Here is a 26,522-nt window from a genome sequence, read left to right as displayed (position 1 = left end):
TTCTCCGCAACTGAGCGCCGCAGAGAAGACGGAAAAGAACTGAGAATGCGTGCAAGCAACGAGACAATGTCGCCATGGTGGACGCCTGACGTCCACGCGGACCGCCGCGCGTTTCTCATCGGGCGCAATGCGATCCAGTCGGCTTTTCGCAGCTATTTCGCCCGCGCCGATTTTCTTGAGGTCGATACCGCGACATTGCAGATCTCCCCCGGCAACGAGGCGCATCTGCATGCTTTCGCCACGCAAGGCCTGACGCCGGCCGGCGACGCCGCGCCGCTTTATCTGCACACCTCGCCGGAATTTGCCTGCAAGAAGCTGCTCGCCGCCGGTGAAAAACGCATCACCTGTTTTGCCCATGTTTACAGAAACCGGGAAAGAGGCCCCCTGCACCATCCGGAATTCACCATGCTGGAATGGTACCGGGTCGGCGAAACCTATGAGAGCCTGATGAAGGACAGCGCCAATCTTCTGGCGCTTGCAGCCGAAACCGCAAAGACGAAGAATTTCACCTATCGCGGCCGCAGCGTCGATCCATTCCTGGAGCCGGAACGAGTGAGCGTCGCCGAAGCCTTCGAGCGATATGCTAATGTCAACCTCTTGGCCACTATCAGCCGAAACGGCGAAACCGACAGCCGCCATCTTGCCGCGAGCCTCACCAATGCCGGCATTCGCGTGGCCGATGACGATAGCTGGGCGGATATGTTCAGCCGTGTCATCGTGGAGCGGGTGGAACCGGAACTGGGTTTCAGCAGAGCGACTATTCTTGACGAATATCCGACCTGCGAAGCAGCCCTTGCCCGCAAGTCCCCCGGGGATGCGCGGGTGGCGGAGCGTTTCGAACTTTATGCCTGCGGCGTTGAACTCGCGAATGCCTTTGGCGAATTGACCGACGCGATCGAGCAGAGACGGCGTTTCGAAATGGAAATGGCCGAGAAGCAGCGCATTTACGGCGAAACCTATCCGCTGGACGAGGATTTTCTGGCCGCACTCGCCATCATGCCGCCGGCAAGCGGCATAGCACTCGGTTTCGATCGGCTGGTAATGCTGGCGACCGGCGCCCCCCGTATCGATCTCGTCATGTGGGCCCCAGTCGCGGAATATGGACGATGACAGGGCTTGAGACCATCAAGACACCCGAAGCGCTTCTCGAAGCGGGGCTGATTGAAGCCGAAGCGCTGGAGAACCTGCGCGCGGTGACGCAGCGTTACGCGCTCGCCATCACGCCATCGATTGCCGGGCTGATCGACAACCGCGACCCGCAGGATCCCATTGCCCGGCAATTCGTGCCGGATGCGGCCGAACTCCTGCACCTTCCCGAAGAACGCGACGACCCGATTGGCGACGACGCACACAGCCCCGTCCACGGCATCGTTCACCGTTATCCCGACCGGGTTCTTTTAAAGGCAGTGCACGTCTGCCCCGTCTATTGCCGCTTCTGTTTCCGCCGGGAAATGGTCGGGCCGCAGGGCAATGGCATGATGAGCCCGGCCGAGCTTGACGCCGCATTCGACTATATAAATGCGAACCCCGCCATCTGGGAGGTCATCCTGACCGGTGGCGATCCGCTGGTGCTTTCCCCCCGGCGCCTGTCTGACCTGATGACGCGCCTGAAAAACATACCGCATGTGAAGATCGTCCGGTTCCATACCCGCGTGCCGGTGGTCGATCCCGACCGTATCGACGCGGCACTGATTGATGCGCTGAAGGCCAGCGGCAAAACCACCTATTTGGCCCTGCACGCCAATCATGCCCGGGAACTCAGCGAAGCCGCAAGGCACGCCTCGGCACGCCTGATCGATGCCGGCATCGCGATGGTCAGCCAGACGGTTCTTCTAAAAGGCGTCAATGACGACCCGGCAATTCTTGCCGAGTTGATGCGCGCCTTTGTCGAGACCCGTATCAAGCCCTATTATCTGCATCATCCCGATCTTGCGCCCGGCACCAGCCATTTCCGGCTAACGATCGAAGAGGGCCAGCGAATCGTTTCGGCGTTACGCGGAAATGTCTCCGGTCTTTGCCAGCCGACCTATGTTCTCGACATTCCCGGCGGTCACGGCAAGGCTGCTATCGGCCGAAATGCGGCCGAAAAGACCCGCGATGGCTGTTATTCCGTTTCCGATTTCAACGGAAACGATCATATTTACCCACCGCCAGCCACCGGCGACGATTAAAAAATACATAAAAAGCCTGCTACACCGGGCTTTTCGCGGCGGCCTCGGACGAAAACAAAAATTTCACATTTCCGCCCCTCTCCTGTCATCATAAAGAAAAATATTCTACCTATAACAATCAGCATTGATTTTAGTGCTGGTCTGGATTATCAGTGTGGAACTGGAGAACGAGTCTCCTGATTCCGGACCAACACCAATACAGGGAGTGTGTCATGTCAAAACATATCAGCATCAACGCAATCCTTGGTCTTGAGTCCTGGAATGCTGGATTTAAATCCACGTGTTCCCGCTGCTGTCGAATGTGACCTGACGGTCTCAATTTCCTGAAAATCAGTTCGACAACATGCTGTGTTAATTAGCCACAGCGGGAGTATATCTATGCAGAAGCAAGTTATTGAATTCGCTGGCGAACCCGTCGGCATCGTCATCCCGGATAACGACCGGTTGAAGTTCATCGCGGTGAAGTTCCACGTTCACGACCTGGACGAACAGAAGTTCGACAGCGCCGACGACGTGCGGATTGCGATCCGCGATCTCGTGCGCAACCGGAATCTGGCCGCGGTCGCCTGATGCGGGAAAACTTTCGCCCGCTCACACAACCCTCAAAACCAGAGCGCGCCAAATATCAGCCCCCCAAAACGCGGGCCGATGGCGCGCTTTTCCTTTGCCTGACAGCTCGCCAGCCTGCAGTCGCGCTGGCCATGCATTGCGCATCAGAGCGCTCTGCGCGGAACTGAAGTCCAAAAATCCGGATTCGAACGGAATGCCGGACGCCAGGCGCAATACCTCTTAAAGCCGCACCTCAATTCATCCCTGTACGCATCACAGGAACCTAGCCGACCGCAAGTCTTGGACCGAAAAGGCTCTTCCTGCCATGCGCGCGCACCTCCACCCTATTACGGGCAGCAGGCGTTTGAGGCCGGATGGACGGCAATCTTCAAAAGTCTTCAGAATGCGGTAAACGTCAGCGTCGTCAGCGAGCGCACGATTCCTGGAATATTGACAATGTTCTGGTTGATGAACTTGCCGATATCTTCTTCCTGCGGCAGGTAGACTTTCAGCAGCAGATCATATTCACCGCTGGTGGAATAAAGCTCGGAAACCAGTTCCGTTTTGTAGATGGCATCGGCGACATCATAGGTCTTGCCGGGCTCACATTGAAGCTGAACAAAAATGGGCTTCACGGACATCTCCCGTATTTGAACTTTCGGTGCATGGCTGCTCGTGCCATGCGTCATGGCGCACTATTGGCTGAGCTGCGTCCGTCTTGCAAGGCCGGTTACCGGATTACGCCGAAAACTGGCCCGTCCTGCCGTTCGCCCCAATTGCGGCCTCGGAAACGATCCACCGCCGAAAACTCTCAAGCGGTGCATAACCGGCGCGATCCGGCATGCAGGCGAGATAATAGGCTTCCTCGCTCTCAACTTCGCCCGCGACAGCCGCGACCAGGCGACCGCTTCGCAACTCTTCCTCGATCATGAAAGACGGAATGAGCGACGCCCCGACACCGGCGCTCGCCGCCTCGGCAATCGTCGTGAACTGATCAAAAAGCATGCCATGCACATTGTCGAAACGAACCTCGTGGCTGCGAAACCATTGTTCCCAGGCATCCGGCCGGGTCGTCATGTGCAGCAACGGCACCTGCAGCAGATCGTCAGGCCTTGAAAGTCCGTGTCGCTCCTTGAAGGCCGGGCTGCATACCGGAATGACCTTTTCATGCATCAGGAAAACCAGCTCGGTTCCCGGCCAATGCGGCAATCCGAAATGGATGGCCGCATCAACAGTATCAGTACGGAAATCGAACAGCGATGATCGCGTCAGAAGATTGACCGAAACGCCCGGGCGTCTGGCAATGAAATCGGGAAGACGCGGCACCAGCCAGCGCGTGCCGAAGCTCGGCAGAATCCCGAGATTGAGCGTGCCGCCATCAGGATTGGCGCGCAGGTTGAGCGAGGCCGTCGATATGCGCCGCAAGGCCTCGCGGATTTCCCTTGCATACCCCTCCCCGGCCCTTGTCAGCCGTATCGTCTGCCGCTCGCGCAAGAATAGCGCCACGCCAAGCTGCTCTTCAAGCGCCAGAATTTGGCGGCTGACCGCACCCTGCGTCAACCCCAGTTCCCTTGCGGCAGCGGTAACGCTGCCCGTGCGCGAGGCGGCTTCGAAAGCCGCCAGCAGCGAAAGTGACGGCAGAAAACGGCGCGGCGGCAGAACCATATTCCCTCACGGAATGAACTCTTGACGATATGTCGATATTCAACAGGCAAGACCGCTTGTAAAGTCTCATAAACAAGGGCTTGTCACTCATACGAAAAACAAATGAACTGGCCCGGAACATGGTGGAACGATGTATAACGACCCCCGCTCGCACGGTCTCTGGGAAAAGACCGCGCCGCAACCGCCCGTAACGCCCGCCCTGCAGGGCGCGGCAGTTGCCGATGTCGTCGTCGTCGGAGGTGGCTTCACTGGACAATCCGCCGCCCTTCATCTTGCCGAATGTGGTGTGGATGTCGTTCTTCTCGAAGCAAGGGAAATCGGCTTCGGGGGCGCCGGCCGCAATGTGGGTCTCATCAATGGCGGCATGTGGGTTATGCCGAAAGAACTGCCCGGTGTGCTGGGTTCGACTTACGGCGAACGGCTTCTCGATCTTCTAGGCAATGCGCCCCTCCTCGTTCGCGAGTTGGTGGAGAAACACGCAATTCCCTGCGAGATCGAAAAAAACGGCACGCTGCATTGCGCCGTCGGGGAAAAGGGGCTCGCCGAAATCCGCGAGCGCTGCGAACAATGGGCTGCGAGAGGCGCCCCCGTCCGCATTCTTGATGCCGAGGAGACAGCGAGACGCACCGGCAGCACGGCCTATTCCGGTGCGCTTCTGGATACACGCGCCGGCACGATACAGCCGCTCGCTTATGTTCGAGGCCTTGCCGCAGCCGCCCGGAAAGCGGGTGCACGTCTGCACACCGAAAGCCCGGTGGTAGCGACCGAACGCAGCAACGGAAAATGGGTGGTGAAGACGCCGCAAGGGTCTGTAACCGCCAGCTGGATCGTTGTGGCCACCGAAGCCTACAGCACCGGACCGTGGCAGATCGTTCGCGATGAGCAGATCTACCTGCCCTATTTCAACTTCGCGACCAGACCACTCGGCGACAACCTGCAAAAGAGCATCCTGCCCGGCCGCGAGGGCTGCTGGGATACGAAGGAAATTCTCTCCTCCTTCCGCATGGACAAAGCGGGCCGGCTGGTCTTTGGCAGTGTCGGTGCGCTACGCGGCACCGGCGCCGCCATTCATCGTGCCTGGGCAAAACGATCGCTGAAGCGGCTTTTCCCGCAGCTTGGAGACACGGAATTCGAATGTGAATGGTATGGCCAGATCGGCATGACGGACAATGCCGTTCCACGGTTTCACAAATTTGCGGAGAACGTCGTCGGCTTCTCGGGCTATAACGGCCGCGGCATTGCGCCGGGTACGGCCTTCGGCAAGGTAATCGCGCAGCATATTCTCGGTGAGATTGCTCAAGCCGAATTGCCCCTGCCTGTGACGGAGCCGAAAGCGCAGGCTTTCCGGGCGGTGAAGGAAGCCTATTACGAGGCAGGCGCACAGATCGCCCATTTCGCCGGCGAGCGTTTTTGATCGGACTTCCAGCGCACGACACGAACGTTGGGGCCGATGCCTCAATACGACGTCTGCCGTTTTCGGGTGCGCTCACCGTCCCTCATCCCTATGCTTCTCACCAGGATTCAGCCAGCCCGCCAAGGGCTTTTTTCCACCCCAGCGATATATCCTTGAAAATATAATGATTGCCCTATAGGCCTATCGATATATTCATAGGAATATCTCGAACCGGGGGTAACATACCATGAGACTTTTGCGTCGCAGCTTTTTCAAAACCATTGCCGCAGCCACATCCTTCTGGATGGCGGCCTCCTTTGCGGCCGTTCCGGCCCATGCCGCCGAAAAAGTCACGGTGTTTGCCGCCGCGAGCATGAAAAACGCCCTCGACGCCATCAACGCCGAATGGGCGAAGGACAGCGGTAACGAGGCAACCGTTTCTTATGCCGCAAGCTCTGCGCTGGCCAAGCAGATCGAGCAGGGCGCACCGGCGGATATCTTCATTTCCGCCGACCTTGCATGGATGGACTATGTTGCCGACAAGAAGCTGATAAACGCTGACAGCCGCTCCAATCTTCTCGGCAACCGCATCGTTCTCGTCGCTCCCGCAGACAAGGCAAAGCCGGTCGAAATCAAGCAGGGCTTCGATCTTGCCGCTCTGGTGGGCGACGGTCGTCTGGCGATGGGCGCGGTTGATTCCGTACCAGCGGGCAAATACGGCAAGGCCGCTCTGGAAAAACTCGGCGTCTGGTCGTCTGTCGAACAAAAGGTCGCCGGCGCGGAAAGCGTGCGTGCCGCGCTGCTGCTCGTCTCGCGCGGAGAAGCCCCCTATGGCATCGTCTACCAGACCGACGCCGCCGCCGATCCCGGCGTGAAGATCGTCGGCACCTTCCCGGAAGACAGCCATCCGCCGATCATCTATCCCGTCGCCGTTCTCGCGGAGGCAAAATCGCCGGCAGCAAAAGCCTATCTGGATTTCCTGAAATCCGAAAAGGCGACGCCTTTCTTCGAAAAGCAAGGCTTTACCGTTTTGAAATAAACTGCCTTTCGTGAGCCCAGCATATTGGCCGCGAGAGATGACGATTGCAGGATATGACATTGCATTGGTGGACACTCAGCCCTGAAGAATGGACGGCAATCAGGCTCAGCCTGTGGGTGTCCTCCATCGCCATGCTCGCCAGCCTGCCTTTCGGCATTGCGATTGCCGTGGCGCTGGCGCGCGGCCGCTTCTGGGGCAAGTCGCTGCTCAACGGCATCGTCCACCTTCCGCTCATCCTGCCGCCCGTCGTCACCGGCTTTCTGCTGCTCGTCCTGTTCGGTCGCAGGGGGCCAATCGGGCAATTTCTCGATAGCTGGTTCGGCATCGTCTTTTCTTTCCGCTGGACAGGAGCCGCGCTCGCCTGCGCCGTCATGGCCTTTCCCCTGATGGTGCGTTCCATCCGCCTCTCCATCGAAGCGGTGGACCGCAAGCTGGAGGAAGCGGCGGGCACATTGGGGGCAAGCCCGTTCTGGGTGTTCCTCACTGTCACGCTTCCCCTGACATTGCCTGGCATCATCGCCGGCATGATCCTGGCTTTCGCCAAGGCCATGGGCGAATTCGGCGCGACCATCACCTTCGTTTCCAATATTCCCGGTGAAACCCAGACACTCTCCGCCGCCATCTATACCTTCACCCAAGTTCCAGGCGGGGATGCCGGCGCATTGCGGCTGACCATAGTCTCGGTCGTGATTTCCATGCTCGCGTTGCTCGTCTCGGAATTTCTGGCCCGCATCATCGGCAAACGGGTGAGCATGGAATGACGCTTTCGGTCACCACCCGCCATCGCCTCGGTTCCTTCGAACTCGATGCGTCATTCATCTCCGAAGGCGGCGTCACCGCGCTGTTCGGGCGCTCCGGTTCCGGCAAGACCTCGATGATCCGTATCATAGCAGGCCTGCTGCGGCCGGATGAGGGACAGGTTTTGCTGGATGGGGAGGTGCTGGCCGATAGCGAAAAGCGACTGTTCGTGCCGGCCCATAAACGCCGTTTCGGTTATGTCTTTCAGGAGGCGCGGCTTTTCCCGCATCTCAGCGTGGCGCAAAATCTGCATTACGGCAGCTGGTTCGCCGCAGACAAAACGAAGGCCGCGCAGGAAGACCATATCGTGGAGATGCTCGGCATCGGCCATCTCTTGCAGCGGCGTCCAAACAAACTCTCGGGCGGCGAAAAACAGCGCGTCGCCATCGGCCGCGCACTGCTTTCTTCCCCCAGACTGCTGCTGATGGACGAACCGCTCGCCTCGCTGGACGAGCAGCGGAAAGCCGAAATCATTCCTTATCTCGAACGGCTGCGCGACGAGACGAAAATCCCTGTTGTCTATGTCAGCCACTCTATTCAGGAAGTCGCCCGCCTCGCAGACCGCATCGTGGTGATGAAGGATGGCAAGGTGGAAACGCAGGGAAAAGCAGCCGAGGTGCTGGCGAGACCGGATTTCAGCATGCATCTCGAACGGCGTGAGGCAGGCAGCATTCTTTCCGGGCACATTGAAAGCTTTGATGAGCGGCACGGACTTGCCGCCGTGCGGCTAAAGACCATGCTGCTCCATGTTCCGGCAAAAAGGGGAACATCCGGCAGCCCGGCGCGCGTGCTTATACCGGCGCGTGACGTGATGCTGGCAACCCTAAAATCCGAAGGCTTGAGCGCCCTCAACATTCTCGAGGGTCGTGTCGCAACCGTCTCGGCCAGTGAAGACGGCATGGTCACGGTTCAGGTGGATTGTGGCGGTGACATCATCCAGTCGCGCATCACCGACCTCTCCCGCGAAAGGCTGCAGCTGGAACCCGGAAGACCGGTGCATGCGATCATAAAGTCGGTGGCTCTCGATCCCTATTGAGGGCCGCATCGGGATTGCGGCTGGCCTCCAGCCAGTCGATATCCGCGCGCAAGGCCTCGTTCATCCGCTTTTGCATGCCGCGATAGCGTTCCAGCAATTCGGCGCCGAAAGCGGTCAGCGCCGCACCGCCGCCCTGTTTACCGCCGCGCTGCGATTCAATAACCGGCTGCCGGAACATATGGTTCAGCGCATCCACCAGCAGCCATGCGCGACGATAGGACATGTCCATCGCCCGCCCCGCGGCGGAGATGGAACCCGTTTCGGCAATCAGCTCCATCAATTCGATCTTGCCGTGCCCGAGACGCTCTCCGGGCGGAAAATCGATACGAAGAACAGGTTTCAGTGGAGGGAGGGCCTTACTCATCGTTCAAAGGCTCCGTCCATGAAGATCGCGATAGGCCTTTTGCGCTCCATCCACCGGCAGCGCCGTGGCCTCATAGACGCCACGCGCCACCGCGCGCGCCATCACGATGGTGGCAAGATGGCAAAGTTCGGCGAAATGAACGCCGCCCTCAAGCGGCTTTTCACCGGTTGAGGCCGCAAACATGGTGTCGCCGTCACTCGGCAGATGGGCGGGCAGAACGGCGCGCGCCAGCCCGTCATGCGCCATGATGGAAAGGCGATGCGCCTGCGCCTTGGTGAGCGCGGCATCCGTCACCACCGCACCGATGGTCGTTGCCGTGAGATTGACCCCCTTGAGCCGCAGCGCGGTGTGATCCGGCTCGAAATGAGCAGGAAAACCGCGATCGCCGTATTCACCCTGCACTTCAAAAGGCGCGGACCAGAAATGGCGGCTCGTTCCAACCGTTGCGGAGCCGAGCGCATTGACGGCAACGATGGCCGCCACCTTGTAACCGCCGGAACTGACGGCGCTTGCGGAGCCGAGCCCGCCCTTGAAGGTGGCGGTCGTCGCACCCGTTCCAGCCCCGGCTGTCCCAAGCTCGAAGGGCATCGCACGCGCCGCCTCGAAGGCTGCATATCCCATCTCGCGGTAGGGCGAATGCAGACCCCAATCCTTGTCACCGCCATTCAGCAGATCCATCAGGATCGCCTGCGGCACGATGGGAACGCGGGTGGACCCCACCTGCAGCCCCCGCCCGATCTCGCGCAACCCGGCCTGAACGCCGCCCGCCGCATCCAGCCCGAAGGCGGAACCACCTGACAGCACGAAGGCATCCACCGTTTCCACCGTCATCACCGGGTCGAGCAGGCCGATATCACGCCCGCCCGGCGCACCGCCCAAAACAGAGCCGGAAGCAATGGCGGGCTTTTCGAAAACAATCGCCGTAACACCGGAGCCGAGGGAAAGATCGGTGACATTGCCGACCGAAACGCCGTCAATATCCGTCAGAAGATTGGTGAGTGCCGCCATGCCGTTTCCCTTTTTTCCCGGTATCCCGCCACCATCAGGCACTGTCAACGCAAAACGTGACGTGCCTGATGTCTACGACAAGCCGCGATCAGGAAAAAACAGCCGTGCCGATGACCGGCGTCGAGGGAACGGCCATGTCCCTCGGCTCCAGCGGCCTGGAGAGATATGCCTGATGGCCGGCCTCTATGGCGTGGGCGAAAGCCTCCGCCATGCCGACCGGATCCCCCGCGCCCGCAACCGCCGTGTTGAGCAGAACAGCATCGTAACCAAGCTCCATCACCGTGACCGCATGGGACGGGCGGCCGATACCGGCGTCAACAATCATCGGCACATCCGGAAAACGCGCCCGCATGGATTTCAGCGCCGTCAGATTGAGCGGCCCCATGGCGCTGCCGATTGGCGCGCACCAGGGCATCAGTACCCTGCAGCCTGCCTCCAGCAGCTTTTCGGCGACGACCAGATCGTCGGTCGTATAAGGAAAGACCTCGAAACCATCGTTACAGAGAATTTTCGCCGCTTCGACAAGCGCAAAGACATCGGGCTGCAACGTATCGTGATGACCGATGACCTCCAGCTTGATCCAGTTGGTGCGGAACACCTCGCGGGCCATCTTTGCCGTCAGCACCGCTTCCTTGACCGTATGGCACCCGGCCGTATTCGGCAGGATGTAGCGATCGAGCTCGCGGATAAGCTCGAAAAACTGACCGCCCTTCTTATTGCCGGCTGTTTCCCGGCGCAACGAAATCGTCAGAATATCCGTGTTGCTCGCCCGCACGGCATCGGCAAGCACGGCGGGGGACGGATACCGCGCCGTGCCGAGGAGAAGACGGGACGAGACTTCACGGCCATAAAGCGTCAGCATGTCTCAGCCTCCCTGCATCGGCGAGAGAATTTCGACACGGTCGAAAGCCTTCAGTTGATAGTCGGCGCGTTCTTCCGAATGCACCAGATCGCCATTGACCGCCGTTGCCAGCCACTCGCCTTCGTATTCGAGGCTGGCGAGCAGACCGGCCAGCGTCTCGGCGGCGAGATCAAGCTCGTTGCCATTTACCAGAAGTTTCATGATCCTGTTCCTTTTGAGAAAGAGTTTGGCAGACGATTTCAACCGCCTGACGCGCGATAGCCGGCGAGAGCAGAAAGCCGTGCCGGTGTGCGCCGTTGATGAAAATGAGCCGGCCGTCTTGCGTGACTTTCGGCAGATTGTCGGGATAGGCGGGGCGCACGCCCGTGCCGGTCTCGATGATTTCCGCTTCCGCGAAAGCCGGATGCACCGCATAGGCGGCATTCAGGAATTCCATCATCGAACGGACAGAAATGTCGCCGGTATCCTCGGTCTCGATCATCGTCGCCCCCACCATGAAACGGCCGGGCTCGCGCGGCACGATGTAAAGCGGAATACGCGGATGCAGCAGCCGGACGGGACGGGACAAAGAAACTTCCGACGTGGAGAGATAGAGCATCTCTCCCCGCACGCCGCGAAGGTCGGAAATCTCTCCCACCGCAGCGGCGCCGGTGCAATCCACCACCCGGTCGAACGGTCGGTCATCCACCGGGATGCCCATGTGGAACCGCACACCCATGGTGCAAAGCCGCTCATGCAGCGATTTCAGTGCAAGGCGCGGATCGAGATGCCCCTCGCCCGGGAAATAAAGCCCGGAGCGAAACCGCCAGACAAGATCAGGCTCCAGAGCGGCGATCTCTCCCTCGTCCACCCAGCGATAGCCGCCGGTCCGCGATGCGAAACGCGAAAGCTCCGCTTTGTCGCGGGCGGGCGCGACAACCAGCGTGCCATGTCGGGCCACAAGGCCGGGGGTTGCCTCATCCCACCAGTCGAGCGCCGCCTGGCCGAGCGTCAGAACCGGCTCTTCCGCATTTTCACGCTCACACCAGGGCGCCAGCATGCCGCCCGCATACCAGGATGCGCCGCGAAAGGGTTCGGCATTGCGCTCGCAAACCTCGACGGTAACGCCGTTCCGCGCCAGTTCGAAGGCCGCCGTCAAACCGGCGACCCCCGTTCCCTTGACCAGAACGCGCATGCTATTCGGCATCCGCAGACGTCGCGAGCGGCATATAAAGCTCACCGCCTTCCTTGAAGCGCGCGGCCATGGCCTCCAGCCCCTCCTTCTGCGCTTCGGCGCGGATATCGTGGGAAATCCGCATCGAGCAGAATTTCGGCCCGCACATGGAGCAGAAATGCGCAACCTTGTGCGCCTCCTTCGGCAGGGTCTCATCATGGAAGGAACGCGCCGTATCCGGATCGAGCGACAGGTTGAACTGGTCTTCCCAGCGGAACTCGAACCTTGCGCGCGACAGCGCATAGTCCCGCACCTGTGCGGCCGGATGGCCCTTGGCGAGATCGGCCGCGTGCGCGGCGATCTTATAAGTGATGACGCCCACCTTCACATCGTTACGATCAGGCAGGCCGAGATGTTCCTTGGGCGTGACGTAGCAGAGCATGGCCGTGCCGAACCAGCCGATCATCGCAGCACCGATGCCCGAAGTGATATGGTCGTAACCGGGCGCAATATCGGTGGTGAGAGGTCCAAGCGTATAGAAGGGCGCCTCGCCGCAGGTCTTCAGCTGCTTGTCCATATTCTCCTTGATCTTGTGCATCGGCACATGGCCGGGGCCTTCGATCATCACCTGGCAATCCTTAGCCCAGGCGATCTGCGTCAGCTCGCCAAGCGTTTCCAGTTCCGCGAACTGCGCCGCGTCATTAGCGTCGGCAATCGAGCCGGGTCTAAGACCATCGCCCAGCGAGAAGGAAACGTCGTAAGCGCGGCAGATGTCGCAAATCTCGTCGAAATGCTCGTAGAGGAAACTTTCCTTGTGGTGATGCAGACACCACTTCGCCATGATCGATCCGCCGCGCGAGACGATGCCGGTGACGCGATTGACGGTGAGCGGGATGTAGTGCAGCCGGACGCCGGCATGGATGGTGAAGTAATCCACGCCCTGTTCCGCCTGTTCGATCAGCGTATCGCGATACACCTCCCAGTTGAGATCCTCGGCAATGCCGTTGACCTTCTCCAGCGCCTGATAAAGCGGCACCGTGCCGATCGGTACCGGCGAATTGCGGATGATCCATTCGCGGATATTGTGGATGTTGCGCCCTGTCGAAAGGTCCATGACGGTATCGGCGCCCCAGCGGATCGCCCAGACCATCTTCTCCACCTCTTCCGCCATGGAGGAGGTGACGGCGGAATTGCCGATATTGGCGTTGATCTTCACCAGAAAATTGCGGCCGATGATCATCGGTTCAAGTTCCGGATGGTTGATGTTGGCGGGAATGATGGCGCGGCCCGACGCCACTTCCTGACGGACGAATTCCGCCGTGACGTAATCAGGGATATGCGCGCCGAAACTCTCGCCGTCACGCGCGAGCTTCTCCTTCGCTGCCTCGCGCCCGAGATTTTCGCGAATGGCGATGAATTCCATTTCCGGCGTGATGATACCTGCCCGCGCATAGGCAAGCTGGGTCACGGCTTTACCTGCCGTGGCTCTGAGCGGCTGGTGGCGCACGGAAAATTCGGGCGTCAGCCGTTCGCCGGTGGCAAAGCCGTTATCCTCCGGCTTGACGTGCCGGCCATCATAAGCCTCGACATCGCCCCGCGCTACAACCCACTCGTGACGCAGACGCGGCAGACCCTTTTCAATCAGAACGGGATGGGTAGGGTCGGTATAGGGACCGGAGGAATCATAGACCGTCACCGGCGGTTCGCCCGCCGTCGGATGGACGGCGATCCCGCGCATCGGCACGCGGATATGCGGATGCAAAATGCCTGATTTGTGGATTTTCGTCGAAGCGGCATGCGGTCCGGTGGTGACGACAAGCGGGGTATTCTTGGCAGCGATATTCATCTTGAGGCTCCAAAGTTTAACAGTGGAGACCCAGTTCGAGCCGGAATGATGGAAAATACCGAAGTGCCGAAACACGACGTCATGCGCCCGTCCGACATCAGGTCTTTGCACCGTCCCTACGCCAGTATGAACTGGATCAGGTTCAACGGGTCACTGCGCATGAAAGCAGAATCTCAGCCCCTTGACGGGACACCCCTGGTGAATAACCCCAGCAAAAAACACCATCAGGCATTTGTCAAGGCCGATGATCCATGCTTGGCAAAGGTGCGGGAATGGCGCATGCTGCCGTTAGTTGTAATTAACCTAACGGTTTAGGCGAATATTATCGTTTGCAACGTAACGATAAGCACAAACCATCCTGATGTGAAATTCATGGGAGATACGTCGGAATGAATGCGACTATACGTGAAATACTGGCCAAATTCGGCCAGCTTCCAACCCCCGTCGATACGATTGCAGATGAAGCCGATCTTTACGCGGCGGGGCTTTCTTCCTTCGCATCGGTGCAATTGATGCTCGGCATAGAAGAAGCATTCGATATCGAATTCCCGGACAATCTGCTGAACCGCAAGTCGTTTGCCAGCATCAAGGCCATTGAAGACACCGTTAAGCTCATTCTGGATGGTAAAGAGGCAGCCTGATGAACGTCACCGTAGCGCCGCAGGATGAAACGCTGTCCGCGCGCGCGGGCCGTGTCGCAGCAATTGCCGCCAAACACGCAGATGAGGTCGATGTTACCGGCCGCTTTCCGCAGGAAGCCGTTGATACACTCAGGCAGGAACGCCTGCTCGGCATTCAGGTCCCCGCTTCGCTCGGTGGCGAAGGTACTTCCCTGCACGAAATCGCCGATATCTGCGCCCGGCTCGGCCAGGCCTGTTCCGCAACCGCGATGATTTTCGCCATGCACCACATCAAGCTGTCCAGCCTTGTGGAACATGGCGAGGCGAGCGCATGGCATGCGGGCTTCATGAGCCGCGTCGCGGCGGAACAGCTGCTGCTCGGCTCGGCCACCACCGAAGGCGGCATCGGCGGCAATCTGCGCAACTCCATCTGCGCAATCGAGGTCGAAGGCGATTTCTGCCGGCTGGAAAAGGACGCCACCGTCATTTCCTATGGCAGCAATGCCGATGCGATCCTCATCACCTCGCGCACCCATAAGGATGCCGCGCCCGCCGATCAGGTGATGACGGTCTTTCTGAAAAACCAGTACACGCTCGAAAAAACCCATGTCTGGGATACGCTCGGCATGCGCGGTACCTGTTCGGATGGTTTCCTGTTTCGCGGCGAAGCGCCGGCGGCACAGATTTTCCCGAAGCCTTTCGCGGAAATCGCAGCGCAATCCATGCTTGCAAGCTCGCATCTCCTGTGGAGCGCCGTCTGGTATGGCATCGCGTCGGATGCCGTGCTGCGCGCGCAGTCTTTCGTCAGAGCCGCAGCGCGCAAGTCGCCCGGCACGGCTCCTCCCGGCGCGATCCGCCTTGCGGAGGTTTCCACCAAGCTGCAGGTGGTGAAATCCAACATCATCGCCGGCATCAAGGCTTACGAGGATACCAAGAGCGACCCGGAAAAACTGATGTCGATGGCCTTTGCCGTCGCGATGAACAATGTGAAGATCTGCTCTTCGGAAACCATTCTTGAAATCATTGACCACGCCATGCTGGTCTGCGGCATCATGGGCTACAAGAACGGCACGCCCTACAGCCTCGGCCGGCACCTTCGCGACGCGCATTCCGCCCGTCTGATGATTTCCAACGACCGCATTCTCGGCAATTCCGCCAATCTCCTGCTGGTTCACAAGCAGGACACCAGCCTCTTGGGATAAGACCATGGACATGCAAACATCGTTTCTCGATCGACTGTTCGAAGAAGGCCTGCTGATTGAAACGGGTGTGGACGGTCTTTATGGACGCAGCGGCCAGTTCGAGGACGTGATTGCCGCATTCGAGCGGCTGATCGACCGCACCGGCGGCGCTGATGGCGCCGAAGCGATCCGTTTTCCGCCCGGCATCAACCGCGCCTACTTCGAAAAGAGCGGTTACATGAAGAGCTTCCCGCAGCTCGCCGGCACCGTCCACTCCTTCTGCGGCTGCGAACTCGACCATGTCAGCCTGCTGAAAACCATGGATGAGGGCGGTGACTGGACCAAGGACCAGAAAGCGACAGACATCGTGCTGACGCCGGCGGCCTGCTACCCGCTTTATCCGACGATTGCCAAGCGCGGCGCGCTACCTGCCGGCGGCGGTCTCTATGACATCCAGTCCTATTGCTTCCGCCATGAACCCTCCAAGGATCCGGCCCGCCAGCAGCTTTTCCGCATGCGCGAATATGTTTGCATGGGTACCGAGTCCGACGTCACCGAATTCCGCCAGACCTGGATGGATCGCGGCGTCGAGATGATGAAAGCAGTCGGGCTCGACGTCACCATCGATGTCGCCAACGATCCGTTCTTCGGCCGTGCCGGCAAGATGCTGGCCAACAACCAGCGCGACCAGAACCTGAAATTCGAACTGCTGATCCCGGTCACATCGACGACCAGCCCGACGGCCTGCATGAGCTTCAACTATCACCAGGATGCCTTCGGCCAGAAATGGGGTCTTAACCTCGACAATGGCGATGTCGCCCATACCGCCTGCGTTGGTTTCGGCCTTGAGCGCATCGCGCTCGCGCTGTTTGCGCATCATGGCCTCGACGTGAAGAAATGGCCTGCGAAGGTCGTGGAAACGCTCTGGGGCTGATCATTCATGCGGCAGATTTTTCCCGGTCTCGACCCCCAAAATTATGTACAGCATCCGCTCCATTCCTCCGAGAGAATGTGGCCGGAAACGAATTGCTACATCGATTTGTGGATCGAGGTGCTGGCCTCGAAAGGCTTATCCCCGGAAGCCATGTTCGGTTTCACCCTGACACAGGATTTCGAAGGCGACCAGTTCACCTTCTTCAAGGTGCCGCTGGAAGATCTCGAAGCACTTTATGGCGTTCGCGCCACCGAACTTGCGATCTTCGACAGGGTGGAAAACCATATCGAGGCGCAGCTGGAACGCGGCCGCATCTGCCTGATCGAGATGGACAGCTTCTATATGCCCGATACCCATGGGGTGGGCTACCAGAAAGAACACGGCAAGACCACCATCGCCATCAACCGGCTCGACCTCGCGAAACGTGAACTCGACTATTTCCACAATGCCGGCTTCTTCCATCTTGCAGGCGAAGATTTTGACGGCCTGTTCCAGCATCATCTGGCGGAAACCGATCCGCCCTTCCTGCCCTATACGGAGTTTGCGAAATTCGCAGACGGCAATCCTTCGCCGACGCATATTCGCAAGACCGCCGAACGGCTCTTGAAGTTTCATTTTTCGCGCCGACCCTCCGCCAACCCGGTCAGGGCTTTCGCAAGCGTCTTTCCGGCACAGGTGGAAAAGGTTGCCGACAGGCCATTCGGTTTTTTCCACAAATATGCCTTCAACACGCTGCGTCAGCTCGGCGCCAATTTCGAGCTTTTGGCAAGCCATCTCGAGTGGCTGGACAGGAATGAATTCGCTGAAGCGAGGGATCACGCGCTGCGCATATCCGAAGTCGCCAAGACGGTACAGTTCCAGCTTGCCCGCGCCGTCACCCGGCGCAAGTTCGATGCGCTCGCGTCAGTACTCGATCCGGCGGCGGATGCATGGGATGACGTGATGGAAGCGCTTGCGGCCAAACTGTCTGATGCCAGCGAGGCAGCGTGAGGACCTATCTTCCGGGTGAAAGCGAGGAATTGCTGAGCGAAGGCTGGACGCTGACGCTGACGCCCGCCGATGCCTGCGAAACACCCTCCGATATTCCCGCATCGCTTGAAAGCCTTCACGTCTCCGTGCCCGGAACCGTGGCGCAGGCTCTGGAATCGGCCGAAAAGTTCGACCGCCTTGCTCCAGCGCCCCTCAATGACAGGGATGCCTGGTATCGGCTGACGATGATTTCCGATACGCGCGAACGCGCCACACTGCGCTTCGATGGTCTCTCCACCATTGCCGAAATCTTCTTCAACGGTGAGCTGATCGCCGCAAGCCAGAGCATGTTCGAAAGGCTGGAAGTGCCTGTCGAACTAACGGGCGCAGACGAACTTTCGATCTGCTTCCGGGCGCTTGCGCCGAGACTTGAAAAAACCGGGCCCCGCGCCCGCTGGCGGCCGCAAATGATGAATACGCAGGGCTTGCGGCTGATCCGCACCACTGCACTGGGTTACATGCCCGGATGGTGCCCGGAAATCCACGCCGCCGGCCCCTGGCGACCCATCAGCCTGATAAGGCAGGACGGAGTGCTCTGCACGCTCCGGTCTTCGCTGGACGGAGACGGAACGGGAACGGTCAGCATCGCGCTGCAAAGCAACCGCCCGATAAAATCGGCAAGGCTTGGCTGCGCCGGTTACAGCGCCGATCTTTCTCTGGACGGGAACGGCAAGCTTTCCGGCGAACTGCGCATATCCGATGTCGAACAATGGTGGCCGCATACCCATGGCAGGCCGGCTCTGCATGACGTCGTTCTTGAGCTCGACGGCACGCAACATCACCTTGGGCGCACGGGCTTCCGGCAAGTCGAGATCGATCACGGCGAAGACGGCAACGGTTTCGGCCTCAAGGTGAACGGTCAGCAGATATTTTGCCGCGGCGCGGTGTGGACGACGGCCGATATTGTGCGCCTGCCGGGAACACGGCCGGACTATGAGCCATGGCTTAGAAAAGCCGCGGAAGCGGGCATGAACATGATCCGCATCGGCGGCACCATGGCCTATGAGACACCGGAATTCTTCGCGCTTTGCGACGAGCTTGGCATCATGGTCTGGCAGGATGCCATGCTCGCCAATTTCGATTACCCGGCAAAGGACGAGAGCCTGCGCCAGCATATCGTCACGGAAATCTCGCAGTTCCTGGAAGCGATCGCGCTTTCTCCATCGCTTGCCGTTTTCTGCGGCGGCAGTGAAATGTACCAGCAGGGCGCTATGCTCGGCCTGCCAGAGCAGATATGGAAGGGAACGCTCACCGAGGAGGTCCTGCCGGAACTCGTCGCCGAGAAGCGACCAGATGCAGCCTATGTCGCCAATTCCCCTTCCGGCGGTGCATTGCCCTTCATTCCCAACGCCGGGGTCGGCCATTATTACGGCGTGGGCGCCTATTGCCGCCCGCTGGAAGATGCGCGCCGCGCCAATCTGCGCTTTGCCGCCGAATGCCTCGCCTTCGCCAATATTCCCGAACAGGAAACGCTGGACAGATATCTTCCCGGCGTGGCCGTGCACGATCCACGGTGGAAAGCCCGCGCACCGCGCGATCGTGGCGCCTCCTGGGATTTCGAGGATGTTCGCGATCACTATCTGAAGCTGCTCTACGACGTCGAACCGGACGTGCTGCGTCGCGAAGATGGCGGCCTTTATCTCGACATGTCCCGGGCCGCGACGGCCGAGGTCATGGAAGCGACTTTCGCCGAATGGCGGCGCAGCGGTTCCTCCTGTCAGGGCGCTATGGTCTGGACCCTGCAGGATCTCGTTCCCGGCGCAGGCTGGGGCATTATCGATGCGACCGGCAGGCCGAAATCCGTTTGGCATGCACTGAAAAGGGCGTTCCGTCCCATTCAGGTCGGCCTTTCAGATGAGGGCACGAACGGGCTGGATATCCATCTCATCAACGAGACCGGCGGCGGCTTTGAAGCCATGCTGGAACTGACCTGCCTGCGCGAAGGTGTGCAACCTGTCGTGCACGCCAAACGACCACTCACGCTTTTGCCGCGGCAGGGCCAGACGATTGCCGCAACAGATTTGTTCGGCGCTTTTTTCGATACGACCTATGCCTATCGTTTCGGCCCCCCGTCCCATGATGTAACGGTCGCCAGGCTTCGCGACGTTGCGACAGGACATGTCATCGCCGACGCGTTCCATTTCCCTCTCGGCCGTAAAAAGGCGCTGCATGCCGCGAACCTTCAGGTGGCGCTCAGCGAAACGAGCGGCAACTGGTCTCTTGAAATCGGCGCGGACCGGCTGGCGCAGTCTGTCCATGTCGAGGTGCAGGGTTACCACCCGGCAGAAAACTGGTTCCATCTCGGCCCTGGCGAGACCAGAAAAATCGGCCTCCTACCGGAGACCCCGGCGACAGAAGCTCCTCCTTCCGGAGAGGTCGTGTCACTCGGTTCCAGCCGGCGATTTTCCTTCTAGGGCACGACCGCTAAGCGTTTTTACTGCAAATGCTCGAGAGCCAGTCGCTTCACCGCGTCGATATAGGTTTGTTTGGCTTCAGGCGTTGAAAGATTGTGATCGGCATCAGGAATGATGGTCAGCGACACGTTCTGATAGGCTGATAGCCCTTCGCCATTGGCATCAAAATAATATTGGAAGTGCTCCAGACCATCATCGTTGTCGCTGTAAAGCAGATGGACGGCGGTATCATTCGCCTTCAATTTGTCGAACGCGCCATAAACGGCACGCCCTTCCTCGCTCCCCCTGCGGAACAGCCTCGCCGTTTTTGTCGAAAGCCTCTTGATCGTCGCCTTGACGATATTCAGTCCGGCACTTGCCACATCGACATCGCCGCTGATGAGACGCTTGAATGTCGCGCCCTGGCGAAAGCGCTGGCTGTATTCCCCGAAGGAACGCGGCCGTTTATGCAAGGCCTCATCCACCGAGCGGCCTTTGCGCCAATGGAAGACCACCGGATTGACCGCGACAACCGCACCGATCCGCTCATCGGCGATTGCGCCGTTGAAGGCGAGATAAGCGCCGCTGCACCGGCCCGCCGCAATGAAAGGCCCCTTGCCGCGCTTGCCGAGAAAATCGAGTGCGGCAGCCACGTCGTCATTCTGCGCGACATCGTAGAGAACCTGCTCAGGCACATTCTTGACCGGAGGGCTGTCGGCAATATTGGCCGCGTCGAAGCGAAGCGATGCCACACCCTCACGCGCCAATGCTCGGGCCATCTGAACGGAAAGCCTGCCCCAGCCCGCATGCCGGTCATAGGCAGCGCCAAGTAGAAGAACCGAAGAAACCACATCCCCATCATCTGGCCCGCAAAAAACGCCGAAAAGCCGTCCGCCATCTCCAAACTGCACCGGCTGCTCGACGAAACCGCGACCGCGCTGCGGAGCATTGAGGGTGAAATCCTCCAGAGGCATCGCCGCACTCTCGGCGTGGGTCTGAGAGAGAACCCAGTCGACCAGCCGATTGACCACATCGTCGGATATTTTCGAGAGCGTCGGGCTGGAGACGAGATCGTCGTAACCTGAAAACTCCGCCTCCTCCACCTTAGCGCCGGTCGTGGCAAGATGTTTGGCGAAATCGGCATCGGTCACGCGGCCCGGTCGGGAGAGAGCCAGAATGGTGCGCGCCGGAGTAGCCGCGAGATTGGAAAGATTGGTCTTCCTGATCGCATCCGCAACACCCGCAGGCATGGTCATGCCGGCAATCGATCCCGCTTCCATCATCCTCTGCGCGGGCCGAAGGCCTAAACCATCGTCGATCATCGACGACCACATCGCCAGCTCACGCAGATAGGCGCGGCCGGAAACGACAGGCGCCAGAAACGCCATGGAACCCGCTTCGGCCACACCGGCAAATGCCTGTGCCGCTATCAGGCAACCGAGGCCCTGAGCGACGACAACCACCTTGGTACAGCCGGAAAGACGCTTCAGACAGTTGAGCGCCGCGTGCGCATCCGAAACCCAGTCCGCCGCGCGGCCCGCATCATCAGGGTCAAGCGCGTCGCCCGCGCCGAGATAGTCAAATCGAAGGCTAGCGACACCGCAAGCGGCGAGCCGCTCGGCCAGTACCCGTTGAAACTTGCGGCTGCAGAGCTCCTCCATGCCCCATGGGCTGACGAAAAGAACGGCATGGCCTTGTCTGACTTGCTTGTGCGCCGGATGGAAAATCCCGGTGAGCCCGTCAAAAGAGACCGGATGCGCAACAGCCCCATTCGAGGCAATGCCGGAAAGCGACAATGCATCAAGGGACGGATCGCTGCCTGTACGCTCTGAAATATCTATCGCCATCGACCTTGCCATCATTGCGCCAGTGTCTGGCTCAACCCTTGCGGGATCATTGCATCGAAGCGTCTTAACGCCTGATCTACAATAAAAACAACAATATTAGAGAAGTCTAAAAATATAGTCGCATTTATATCCCTTGTCGCCCACACGTTGCAAAAACAAACGCGGGGGTGACGGAGAAGTCTCGGCAGGACCGCTATTTTGCTCGAAACCGCTTGAATATACTGATAAATAGCGAGTCCCACACCTATTTGCAGGAGGAGGTTGCGCCACCCGGCCACCGGATCGTCTAGACACCGCGCAAACCAACACGCCGGGCCTCGCCCGCCAGGTCATAGAAGTTTTATATGGAACAAAGCCTTACGCGTTATATCTGGTCGCACACGAGGCGGCAGCAGCTTTTCATTCTGCTGATCGTGGCCCTCTCGATGATCCCCTATTTCCTCGCCTTCGATCTGCCCAAGCAGATCGTCAACGGCCCAATTCAGGGGGATGGTTTCGAAGGGGCGAATGCGACGCAGCTTTTCATGCATCTCACGGTCGATATTCCCTATTGGGGCACCGTGACATTATTCCCCGGGCTTGAGCTCAACCGCATGTCGATGCTGATGGCGCTCAGCCTGACGTTCCTTGCGCTTGTCGTCATCAACGGTCTTTTCAAATATTATATCAATACCTTCAAGGGTCGCCTCGGCGAACGACTTCTGCGGCGTATCCGCTTCGAGCTCATAGACAAGATTCTGCGGTTCCCACCCTCCCATTTCAAACGGGTCAAGGGCGCTGAAATCTCCAGCATGGTGAAGGACGAGGTTGAGCCGCTCGGCGGCTTTACCGGCGACGCCTTCGTGCAGCCGGCCCTTCTCGGCGGCCAGGCGCTCTCCGCGCTCTTCTTCATTCTCGTTCAGAATTTCTGGCTGGGCCTGATCGCAGCTTTCATGGCGGCAATCCAGGTGGGCATCATTCCCAAAATGCGCCGCCGCCTCATCGAGCTCGGCCGCCAGCGGCAGCTGAGCGCTCGCCAGCTTGCCGGACGCATCGGCGAAATGGTCGACGGTATCGGCACCATCCACGCCTACGACACCTCCAACTACGAGCGCGCGGATGCCTCGCATCGCCTCGGCGACATCTTCAAGATCCGCTACGATCTCTACCAGTGGAAGTTTCTGGTCAAATTCATCAATAACTTCCTCGCGCAGCTGACACCCTTCTTCTTTTATGCGCTCGGCGGTTATCTCACACTGAAGGGCAGTCTCGATGTCGGGCAGCTGGTCGCCGTCATCAATGCCTATAAGGAACTGCCGGGACCGCTGAAAGAACTGATCGACTGGGATCAGGCACGCCAGGACGTGCAGGTGAAATACGAGCAGGTCTTCGAGCAGTTCGATGCCCCGAACATGATCGAAGAGAAGGTGCAGAAACTGTCTCCCGGCACCGTCGCGGCAATCAGCGCCCCGATCGTCGTCGCCAATCTGACGCTCGAGGATGATAGCGGCAGCCGGCTTCTGGAGCAGGCATCGCTGAAGGTCGAGCCGGGTGAGGTGATCGCCATCGTCGGCGGCTCGGGCGCCGAGGCGCTGGCGGATGCGATCGGCCGCACGCTCTGGCCAACCTCTGGCAAGATCAGCATCAACGACGTCGACATATTGGAACTGCCGGAATCGCTCACCGGGCGGCGCATTTCTTATGTCTCCTCGGACAGTTACTTCTTCCACGCCAGCCTGAAGGACAATCTGCTTTACGGCCTCAAACACGCCCCGCTTGCCGACAGGGACTATGAGGGCGCGGCGCTGGAACACCGCAAGTGGGAAATCCGCGAAGCCAAAATGGCGGGAAATCCACTGATCGATATCAACAGCGAATGGATCGATTACGCTTCAAGCCCGGCCGGCGACGGCAAACCGGAAAATCTTATCCAGGCCATTCTGGCCGTCCTCGACAGCGTGGAGCTCTCACAGGATATTCTGGAATTTGCGCTGCGTTCGTCGATCGATCCTTTGACCGACCTGCATCTTGCCGCCCGCATCGTGGAGTTGCGGCATGTCCTGCGGGCCGAACTGGAGAAGGAAAATCTGAGCGGCCTCATCGCACCCTTTGAACTGGAGAGCTACAACAGCGAGGCGACGGTCGGTGAAAACCTTCTGTTCGGCACCATGCGGGATTCGTCCCAGACGATCAGAATCGTCATCGAAAGCGACTATTTCCGCGCCCTGATGCGCGAAACCGGTCTCGTCAAAACCCTGTTCGAAATGGGTTACACGATTGCCGAAAACATCGTGGAAATCTTCGCCGACCTGCCGGGAGATCACCCCTTCTTCCAGCAGCTTACCTTCATGACCCCCGATGACATTCCAGTCTATCAGCAGATGCTGCAGCGGCTTCAGGGAAAGAGTTTCGACGAGGCCAATGAAAACGAAAAGCGCGCAATGCTGCGGCTCAGCTTCTTCTACATCGAGCCTCGCCAGCGTTTCGGCCTGCTGTCGCCGGAGATCATGAACCGGATCGTCGAAGTCCGACACATGTTCCATGAGAACCTGCCCGACAGCCTGAAAAACGTGATCGAAATCTACGATCCGACCAAATACATGAGCGCTACCAGCCTTCTGGACAACATCCTCTTCGGCAAGGTCGGCCATCGTTACACCGACGCCTCGCGGCGCATCACCCGCATCGTGGCCGATGTCATGCGCAAGCAGGGTGTCTATGAGCGCGTGCTGGCGGTGGGTCTGGACTTCAACCTCGGCGCCGGCGGCAAACGGCTTGGCCCGCTCCAGCGCCAGAAGCTCAATCTGGCACGGGCGCTGATCCGCAAATCCGATTATTACGTCTTCAACCGCCCTCTCCCCGGCCTCGATCCCCGACAGCAGGAGGAAATTGTTGAACGGGTCATCACACTCCTGAAACAGAACAACAATAACCCGTCGATCATATGGGTTCTGTCGAATGCGACGCTCTCTCGCATGTTCAAGCGAGTGATCGTTGTTCATCAGGGTCTGATCACCGCCGACGGAAGTTACGAGACTCTCGCCGAGGAAAACGGTACATTCAAGGACATGCTCGCAACATAAGTCCAAGAAGGTGACCGAGGTGGAACAAGAACAGGGTAAGTCAATGCTGTTTAAAGACGAAATTCAAATGCTGAAAAGGGTCCCTTTTTTTTCGGAAATGGAACCGTCAAAACTCAAACTACTCGCATTCGCGTCCGACCGAGTATCCTATCATGCTGGCGACATACTGTTTCATCAGGGAGACGTCGGCGATGCGGCCTATGTTCTCTTGACCGGAAAAGTCGATGTTCTCGTCGATTCCCCTTCGGGCACGCTGAAAGTGGCCGAAATGACCGGTAATGCCATTGTCGGCGAAATCGCAATCCTTTGCGATAGCGTCAGAACAGCGACCGTTCGCGCCTCCACCAATGTGGAAGCCCTGCGCATCGGCAAGGAACAGTTCTTCAAGCTCATGTCCGATTTCCCTGACATCACCATCAAGGTCATGCGTGTTCTCGCCGAACGCCTTACCCAGACGACGGCGGAACTGAGCAAAGCGCGAACGAGCGTCAGGACATAAACGGCAATTCCTTGCTACCGTGAATGGCGATATTGGAAAAATAAATGTCGTACTATTGCAATATAAATGAAATGCTGACTGAATAAGGGGTAAAGGCTTCCGCCAGAAACGAGCGGATATAAGAATCTATAGAGACAACGGGCTTCATGGGAGGAAAGCGTGCAAGATTCCGTTGTTATTGGGGTGTGTCATGGCGTTCGATTCCGACACAGCAAGTCGGGAAAGTAATAGAAATTTTCGGGTAAAGATCTGGGGTGCGCGGGGAACGCTTCCTGTTTCAGGTGAAAACTTCCGAAAATACGGCGGGAATACCATCTGCATCGAGGTAAGATGCGGCGATCACGTTCTTTTGTTCGATGCGGGTTCGGGCTTGCATCCCGCTGGCCTTGCCTTGCGGGCGGAAGGCATTACCGACGTCAACCTGTTCTTCTCGCATTGCCATTACGACCACATTGTCGGCTTCCCCTATTTCAAGCCCTTTTATAACAGCTCCAATGATGTCGCCATCTGGTCCGGCCACCTTGCCGGCACCATGACGACCCGGGAAATGCTCAGGGATTTCATGAGCCCGCCCTGGTTCCCCGTGCCGCTGGAGATCTGTTGTGCCAAGATCGCAACACGGGACTTCCTGCCCGGCGATGCGCTTGACGTGCATCCCGGCCTTTCGATCAGAACCGGAATGCTCAACCATCCCGGCAACGCCATCGGATACCGGCTGGACTGGGAAGGAAAATCCCTTGCCATCATCACCGACACCGAACATGAGCCGGGCAGCATCGACGAAACCGTGCTCGACCTGATCAGGGATGTCGATCTTTTCCTCTATGACGCCATGTTCACCGATGAGGAAATGGGCCTTTATCGCGGTTATGGCCATTCGTCCTGGCAACAGGCGATCCGCCTCGCCAAACTCGCTGGCGCAAAAAATGTTGGTTTCATCCACCACGCCCCCAGCCGCAGCGACGAGGAACTGGACAGCATCGAAAAACAGGCAAAAGCTCTGTTCAGCGGCGCGTTCGCGGCCATGGACGGCCAGATCATCGAACTCTGATCGCAACTTGGCTCCGGCGAAG

24 protein-coding genes and 1 riboswitch are annotated in these 26,522 nt (G+C 59.0%); of the genes, 15 read left to right on the top strand and 9 right to left on the bottom strand.

Annotation, left to right across the window (positions count from 1 at the left end; translation table 11 throughout):
- Window positions 1-45: 45 nt before the first annotated feature.
- From epmA to QRN60_RS20355, 3 genes are all read left to right on the top strand, one after another.
- A complete protein-coding gene (gene epmA, locus QRN60_RS20365; protein WP_003504810.1) occupies window positions 46-1,110 on the top strand; it encodes an EF-P lysine aminoacylase EpmA in 1,065 nt (354 codons plus the stop codon).
- Window positions 1,107-2,171: a lysine-2,3-aminomutase-like protein gene (locus QRN60_RS20360; protein WP_003504813.1), complete on the top strand. Its 1,065-nt coding sequence runs from the start codon at window positions 1,107-1,109 to the stop codon at window positions 2,169-2,171. Before epmA ends, QRN60_RS20360 begins: the two co-directional genes overlap by 4 nt.
- 378 nt (window positions 2,172-2,549) lie before the next feature.
- The gene (locus QRN60_RS20355) at window positions 2,550-2,741 is read left to right on the top strand and encodes a hypothetical protein (RefSeq protein ID WP_003492264.1); all 192 of its coding nucleotides are present in this window, start codon (window positions 2,550-2,552) and stop codon (window positions 2,739-2,741) included.
- A 377-nt stretch (window positions 2,742-3,118) separates the two neighbouring features.
- Here the strand turns inward: QRN60_RS20355 and QRN60_RS20350 are convergent, their stop codons facing one another.
- Together QRN60_RS20350 and QRN60_RS20345 are read right to left on the bottom strand one after the other, a co-directional pair.
- Complete coding sequence (locus QRN60_RS20350; protein WP_003504815.1) at window positions 3,119-3,355, bottom strand: Lrp/AsnC ligand binding domain-containing protein; 237 nt, start codon at window positions 3,353-3,355, stop codon at window positions 3,119-3,121.
- Window positions 3,356-3,458: 103 nt separating this feature from the next.
- Window positions 3,459-4,385, bottom strand: coding sequence for a LysR family transcriptional regulator (locus QRN60_RS20345; protein WP_129564760.1), 927 nt, complete (start codon window positions 4,383-4,385; stop codon window positions 3,459-3,461).
- Between the two features lie 130 nt (window positions 4,386-4,515).
- Here QRN60_RS20345 and QRN60_RS20340 point away from each other — a divergent pair, with 130 nt between their 5' ends.
- The 4 genes from QRN60_RS20340 to modC all read left to right on the top strand — a co-directional run bounded on the left by QRN60_RS20340 (window position 4,516) and on the right by modC (window position 8,651).
- Window positions 4,516-5,799 carry an NAD(P)/FAD-dependent oxidoreductase gene (locus QRN60_RS20340; protein ID WP_087745033.1) on the top strand — a complete coding sequence of 428 codons (1,284 nt, stop codon included), beginning with the start codon at window positions 4,516-4,518 and terminating at the stop codon, window positions 5,797-5,799.
- A gap of 226 nt (window positions 5,800-6,025) precedes the next feature.
- Window positions 6,026-6,817 (top strand): molybdate ABC transporter substrate-binding protein, encoded by a 792-nt coding sequence (gene modA, locus QRN60_RS20335; protein ID WP_129564761.1) that lies wholly within the window; start codon window positions 6,026-6,028, stop codon window positions 6,815-6,817.
- A gap of 53 nt (window positions 6,818-6,870) precedes the next feature.
- Complete coding sequence (modB, locus tag QRN60_RS20330; RefSeq protein WP_099085858.1) at window positions 6,871-7,578, top strand: molybdate ABC transporter permease subunit; 708 nt, start codon at window positions 6,871-6,873, stop codon at window positions 7,576-7,578.
- Window positions 7,575-8,651, top strand: a complete 1,077-nt coding sequence (gene modC, locus QRN60_RS20325; RefSeq protein WP_129564762.1) for a molybdenum ABC transporter ATP-binding protein — start codon at window positions 7,575-7,577, stop codon at window positions 8,649-8,651. The genes modB and modC overlap by 4 nt, the downstream gene beginning before the upstream one ends.
- On the opposite strand, the gene QRN60_RS20320 is transcribed toward modC, so the two are convergent.
- The 6 genes from QRN60_RS20320 to thiC all read right to left on the bottom strand — a co-directional run bounded on the left by QRN60_RS20320 (window position 8,620) and on the right by thiC (window position 13,884).
- Window positions 8,620-9,015 (bottom strand): winged helix-turn-helix domain-containing protein, encoded by a 396-nt coding sequence (locus tag QRN60_RS20320; protein ID WP_060725447.1) that lies wholly within the window; start codon window positions 9,013-9,015, stop codon window positions 8,620-8,622. The two genes, modC and QRN60_RS20320, sit on opposite strands and share 32 nt — an antisense overlap.
- 3 nt (window positions 9,016-9,018) lie before the next feature.
- A complete protein-coding gene (locus QRN60_RS20315) occupies window positions 9,019-10,023 on the bottom strand; it encodes a P1 family peptidase (RefSeq protein WP_129564763.1) in 1,005 nt (334 codons plus the stop codon).
- A gap of 88 nt (window positions 10,024-10,111) precedes the next feature.
- Entirely contained in the window at window positions 10,112-10,885 is a 774-nt protein-coding gene (locus tag QRN60_RS20310) for a thiazole synthase (protein ID WP_087745046.1), read from the bottom strand.
- Between the two features lie 3 nt (window positions 10,886-10,888).
- Complete coding sequence (thiS, locus tag QRN60_RS20305) at window positions 10,889-11,086, bottom strand: sulfur carrier protein ThiS (protein WP_099085856.1); 198 nt, start codon at window positions 11,084-11,086, stop codon at window positions 10,889-10,891.
- A complete protein-coding gene (gene thiO, locus QRN60_RS20300; RefSeq protein ID WP_087745050.1) occupies window positions 11,055-12,059 on the bottom strand; it encodes a glycine oxidase ThiO in 1,005 nt (334 codons plus the stop codon). Before thiO ends, thiS begins: the two co-directional genes overlap by 32 nt.
- 1 nt (window position 12,060) lies before the next feature.
- Window positions 12,061-13,884, bottom strand: a complete 1,824-nt coding sequence (gene thiC / locus QRN60_RS20295) for a phosphomethylpyrimidine synthase ThiC (protein WP_284766503.1) — start codon at window positions 13,882-13,884, stop codon at window positions 12,061-12,063.
- Window positions 13,885-13,979: 95 nt separating this feature from the next.
- A riboswitch (TPP riboswitch) is annotated at window positions 13,980-14,091 on the bottom strand.
- A 182-nt stretch (window positions 14,092-14,273) separates the two neighbouring features.
- Between thiC and QRN60_RS20290 the strand changes: the two genes are divergently transcribed.
- From QRN60_RS20290 to QRN60_RS20270, 5 genes are read left to right on the top strand one after another with little or no spacing between them, the layout of a single operon-like run.
- Window positions 14,274-14,525 (top strand): acyl carrier protein, encoded by a 252-nt coding sequence (locus QRN60_RS20290; RefSeq protein ID WP_003504852.1) that lies wholly within the window; start codon window positions 14,274-14,276, stop codon window positions 14,523-14,525.
- Window positions 14,525-15,706 carry an acyl-CoA dehydrogenase family protein gene (locus QRN60_RS20285; RefSeq protein ID WP_003504854.1) on the top strand — a complete coding sequence of 394 codons (1,182 nt, stop codon included), beginning with the start codon at window positions 14,525-14,527 and terminating at the stop codon, window positions 15,704-15,706. The genes QRN60_RS20290 and QRN60_RS20285 overlap by 1 nt, the downstream gene beginning before the upstream one ends.
- 4 nt (window positions 15,707-15,710) lie before the next feature.
- On the top strand, window positions 15,711-16,619 hold the full coding sequence (locus QRN60_RS20280; protein WP_003504856.1) for an amino acid--[acyl-carrier-protein] ligase: 909 nt from the start codon (window positions 15,711-15,713) through the stop codon (window positions 16,617-16,619).
- 6 nt (window positions 16,620-16,625) lie between these two features.
- Window positions 16,626-17,609: a DUF1839 family protein gene (locus tag QRN60_RS20275; RefSeq protein WP_060725442.1), complete on the top strand. Its 984-nt coding sequence runs from the start codon at window positions 16,626-16,628 to the stop codon at window positions 17,607-17,609.
- Window positions 17,606-20,062, top strand: a complete 2,457-nt coding sequence (locus QRN60_RS20270) for a glycoside hydrolase family 2 protein (RefSeq protein WP_129565393.1) — start codon at window positions 17,606-17,608, stop codon at window positions 20,060-20,062. Before QRN60_RS20275 ends, QRN60_RS20270 begins: the two co-directional genes overlap by 4 nt.
- A gap of 20 nt (window positions 20,063-20,082) precedes the next feature.
- Here QRN60_RS20270 and QRN60_RS20265 read toward each other — a convergent pair whose 3' ends face one another.
- On the bottom strand, window positions 20,083-21,888 hold the full coding sequence (locus QRN60_RS20265; protein WP_165000603.1) for an alpha/beta fold hydrolase: 1,806 nt from the start codon (window positions 21,886-21,888) through the stop codon (window positions 20,083-20,085).
- A 344-nt stretch (window positions 21,889-22,232) separates the two neighbouring features.
- Here QRN60_RS20265 and QRN60_RS20260 point away from each other — a divergent pair, with 344 nt between their 5' ends.
- From QRN60_RS20260 to QRN60_RS20250, 3 genes are all read left to right on the top strand, one after another.
- Window positions 22,233-24,950: an ABC transporter ATP-binding protein gene (locus QRN60_RS20260; protein ID WP_129564767.1), complete on the top strand. Its 2,718-nt coding sequence runs from the start codon at window positions 22,233-22,235 to the stop codon at window positions 24,948-24,950.
- Between the two features lie 43 nt (window positions 24,951-24,993).
- A complete protein-coding gene (locus QRN60_RS20255; RefSeq protein ID WP_003504866.1) occupies window positions 24,994-25,449 on the top strand; it encodes a cyclic nucleotide-binding domain-containing protein in 456 nt (151 codons plus the stop codon).
- 190 nt (window positions 25,450-25,639) lie between these two features.
- Complete coding sequence (locus QRN60_RS20250) at window positions 25,640-26,500, top strand: MBL fold metallo-hydrolase (RefSeq protein ID WP_050816427.1); 861 nt, start codon at window positions 25,640-25,642, stop codon at window positions 26,498-26,500.
- The last annotated feature ends 22 nt before the right edge of the window (window positions 26,501-26,522 follow it).

The sequence above is a fragment of the Agrobacterium sp. CFBP2214 genome, from assembly GCF_030209895.1.
Classification (GTDB): Bacteria; Pseudomonadota; Alphaproteobacteria; order Rhizobiales; family Rhizobiaceae; genus Agrobacterium; species Agrobacterium radiobacter.
Note: the sequence above shows the minus strand (reverse complement) of the source record. Positions and strands in the feature narration are given on the sequence as shown.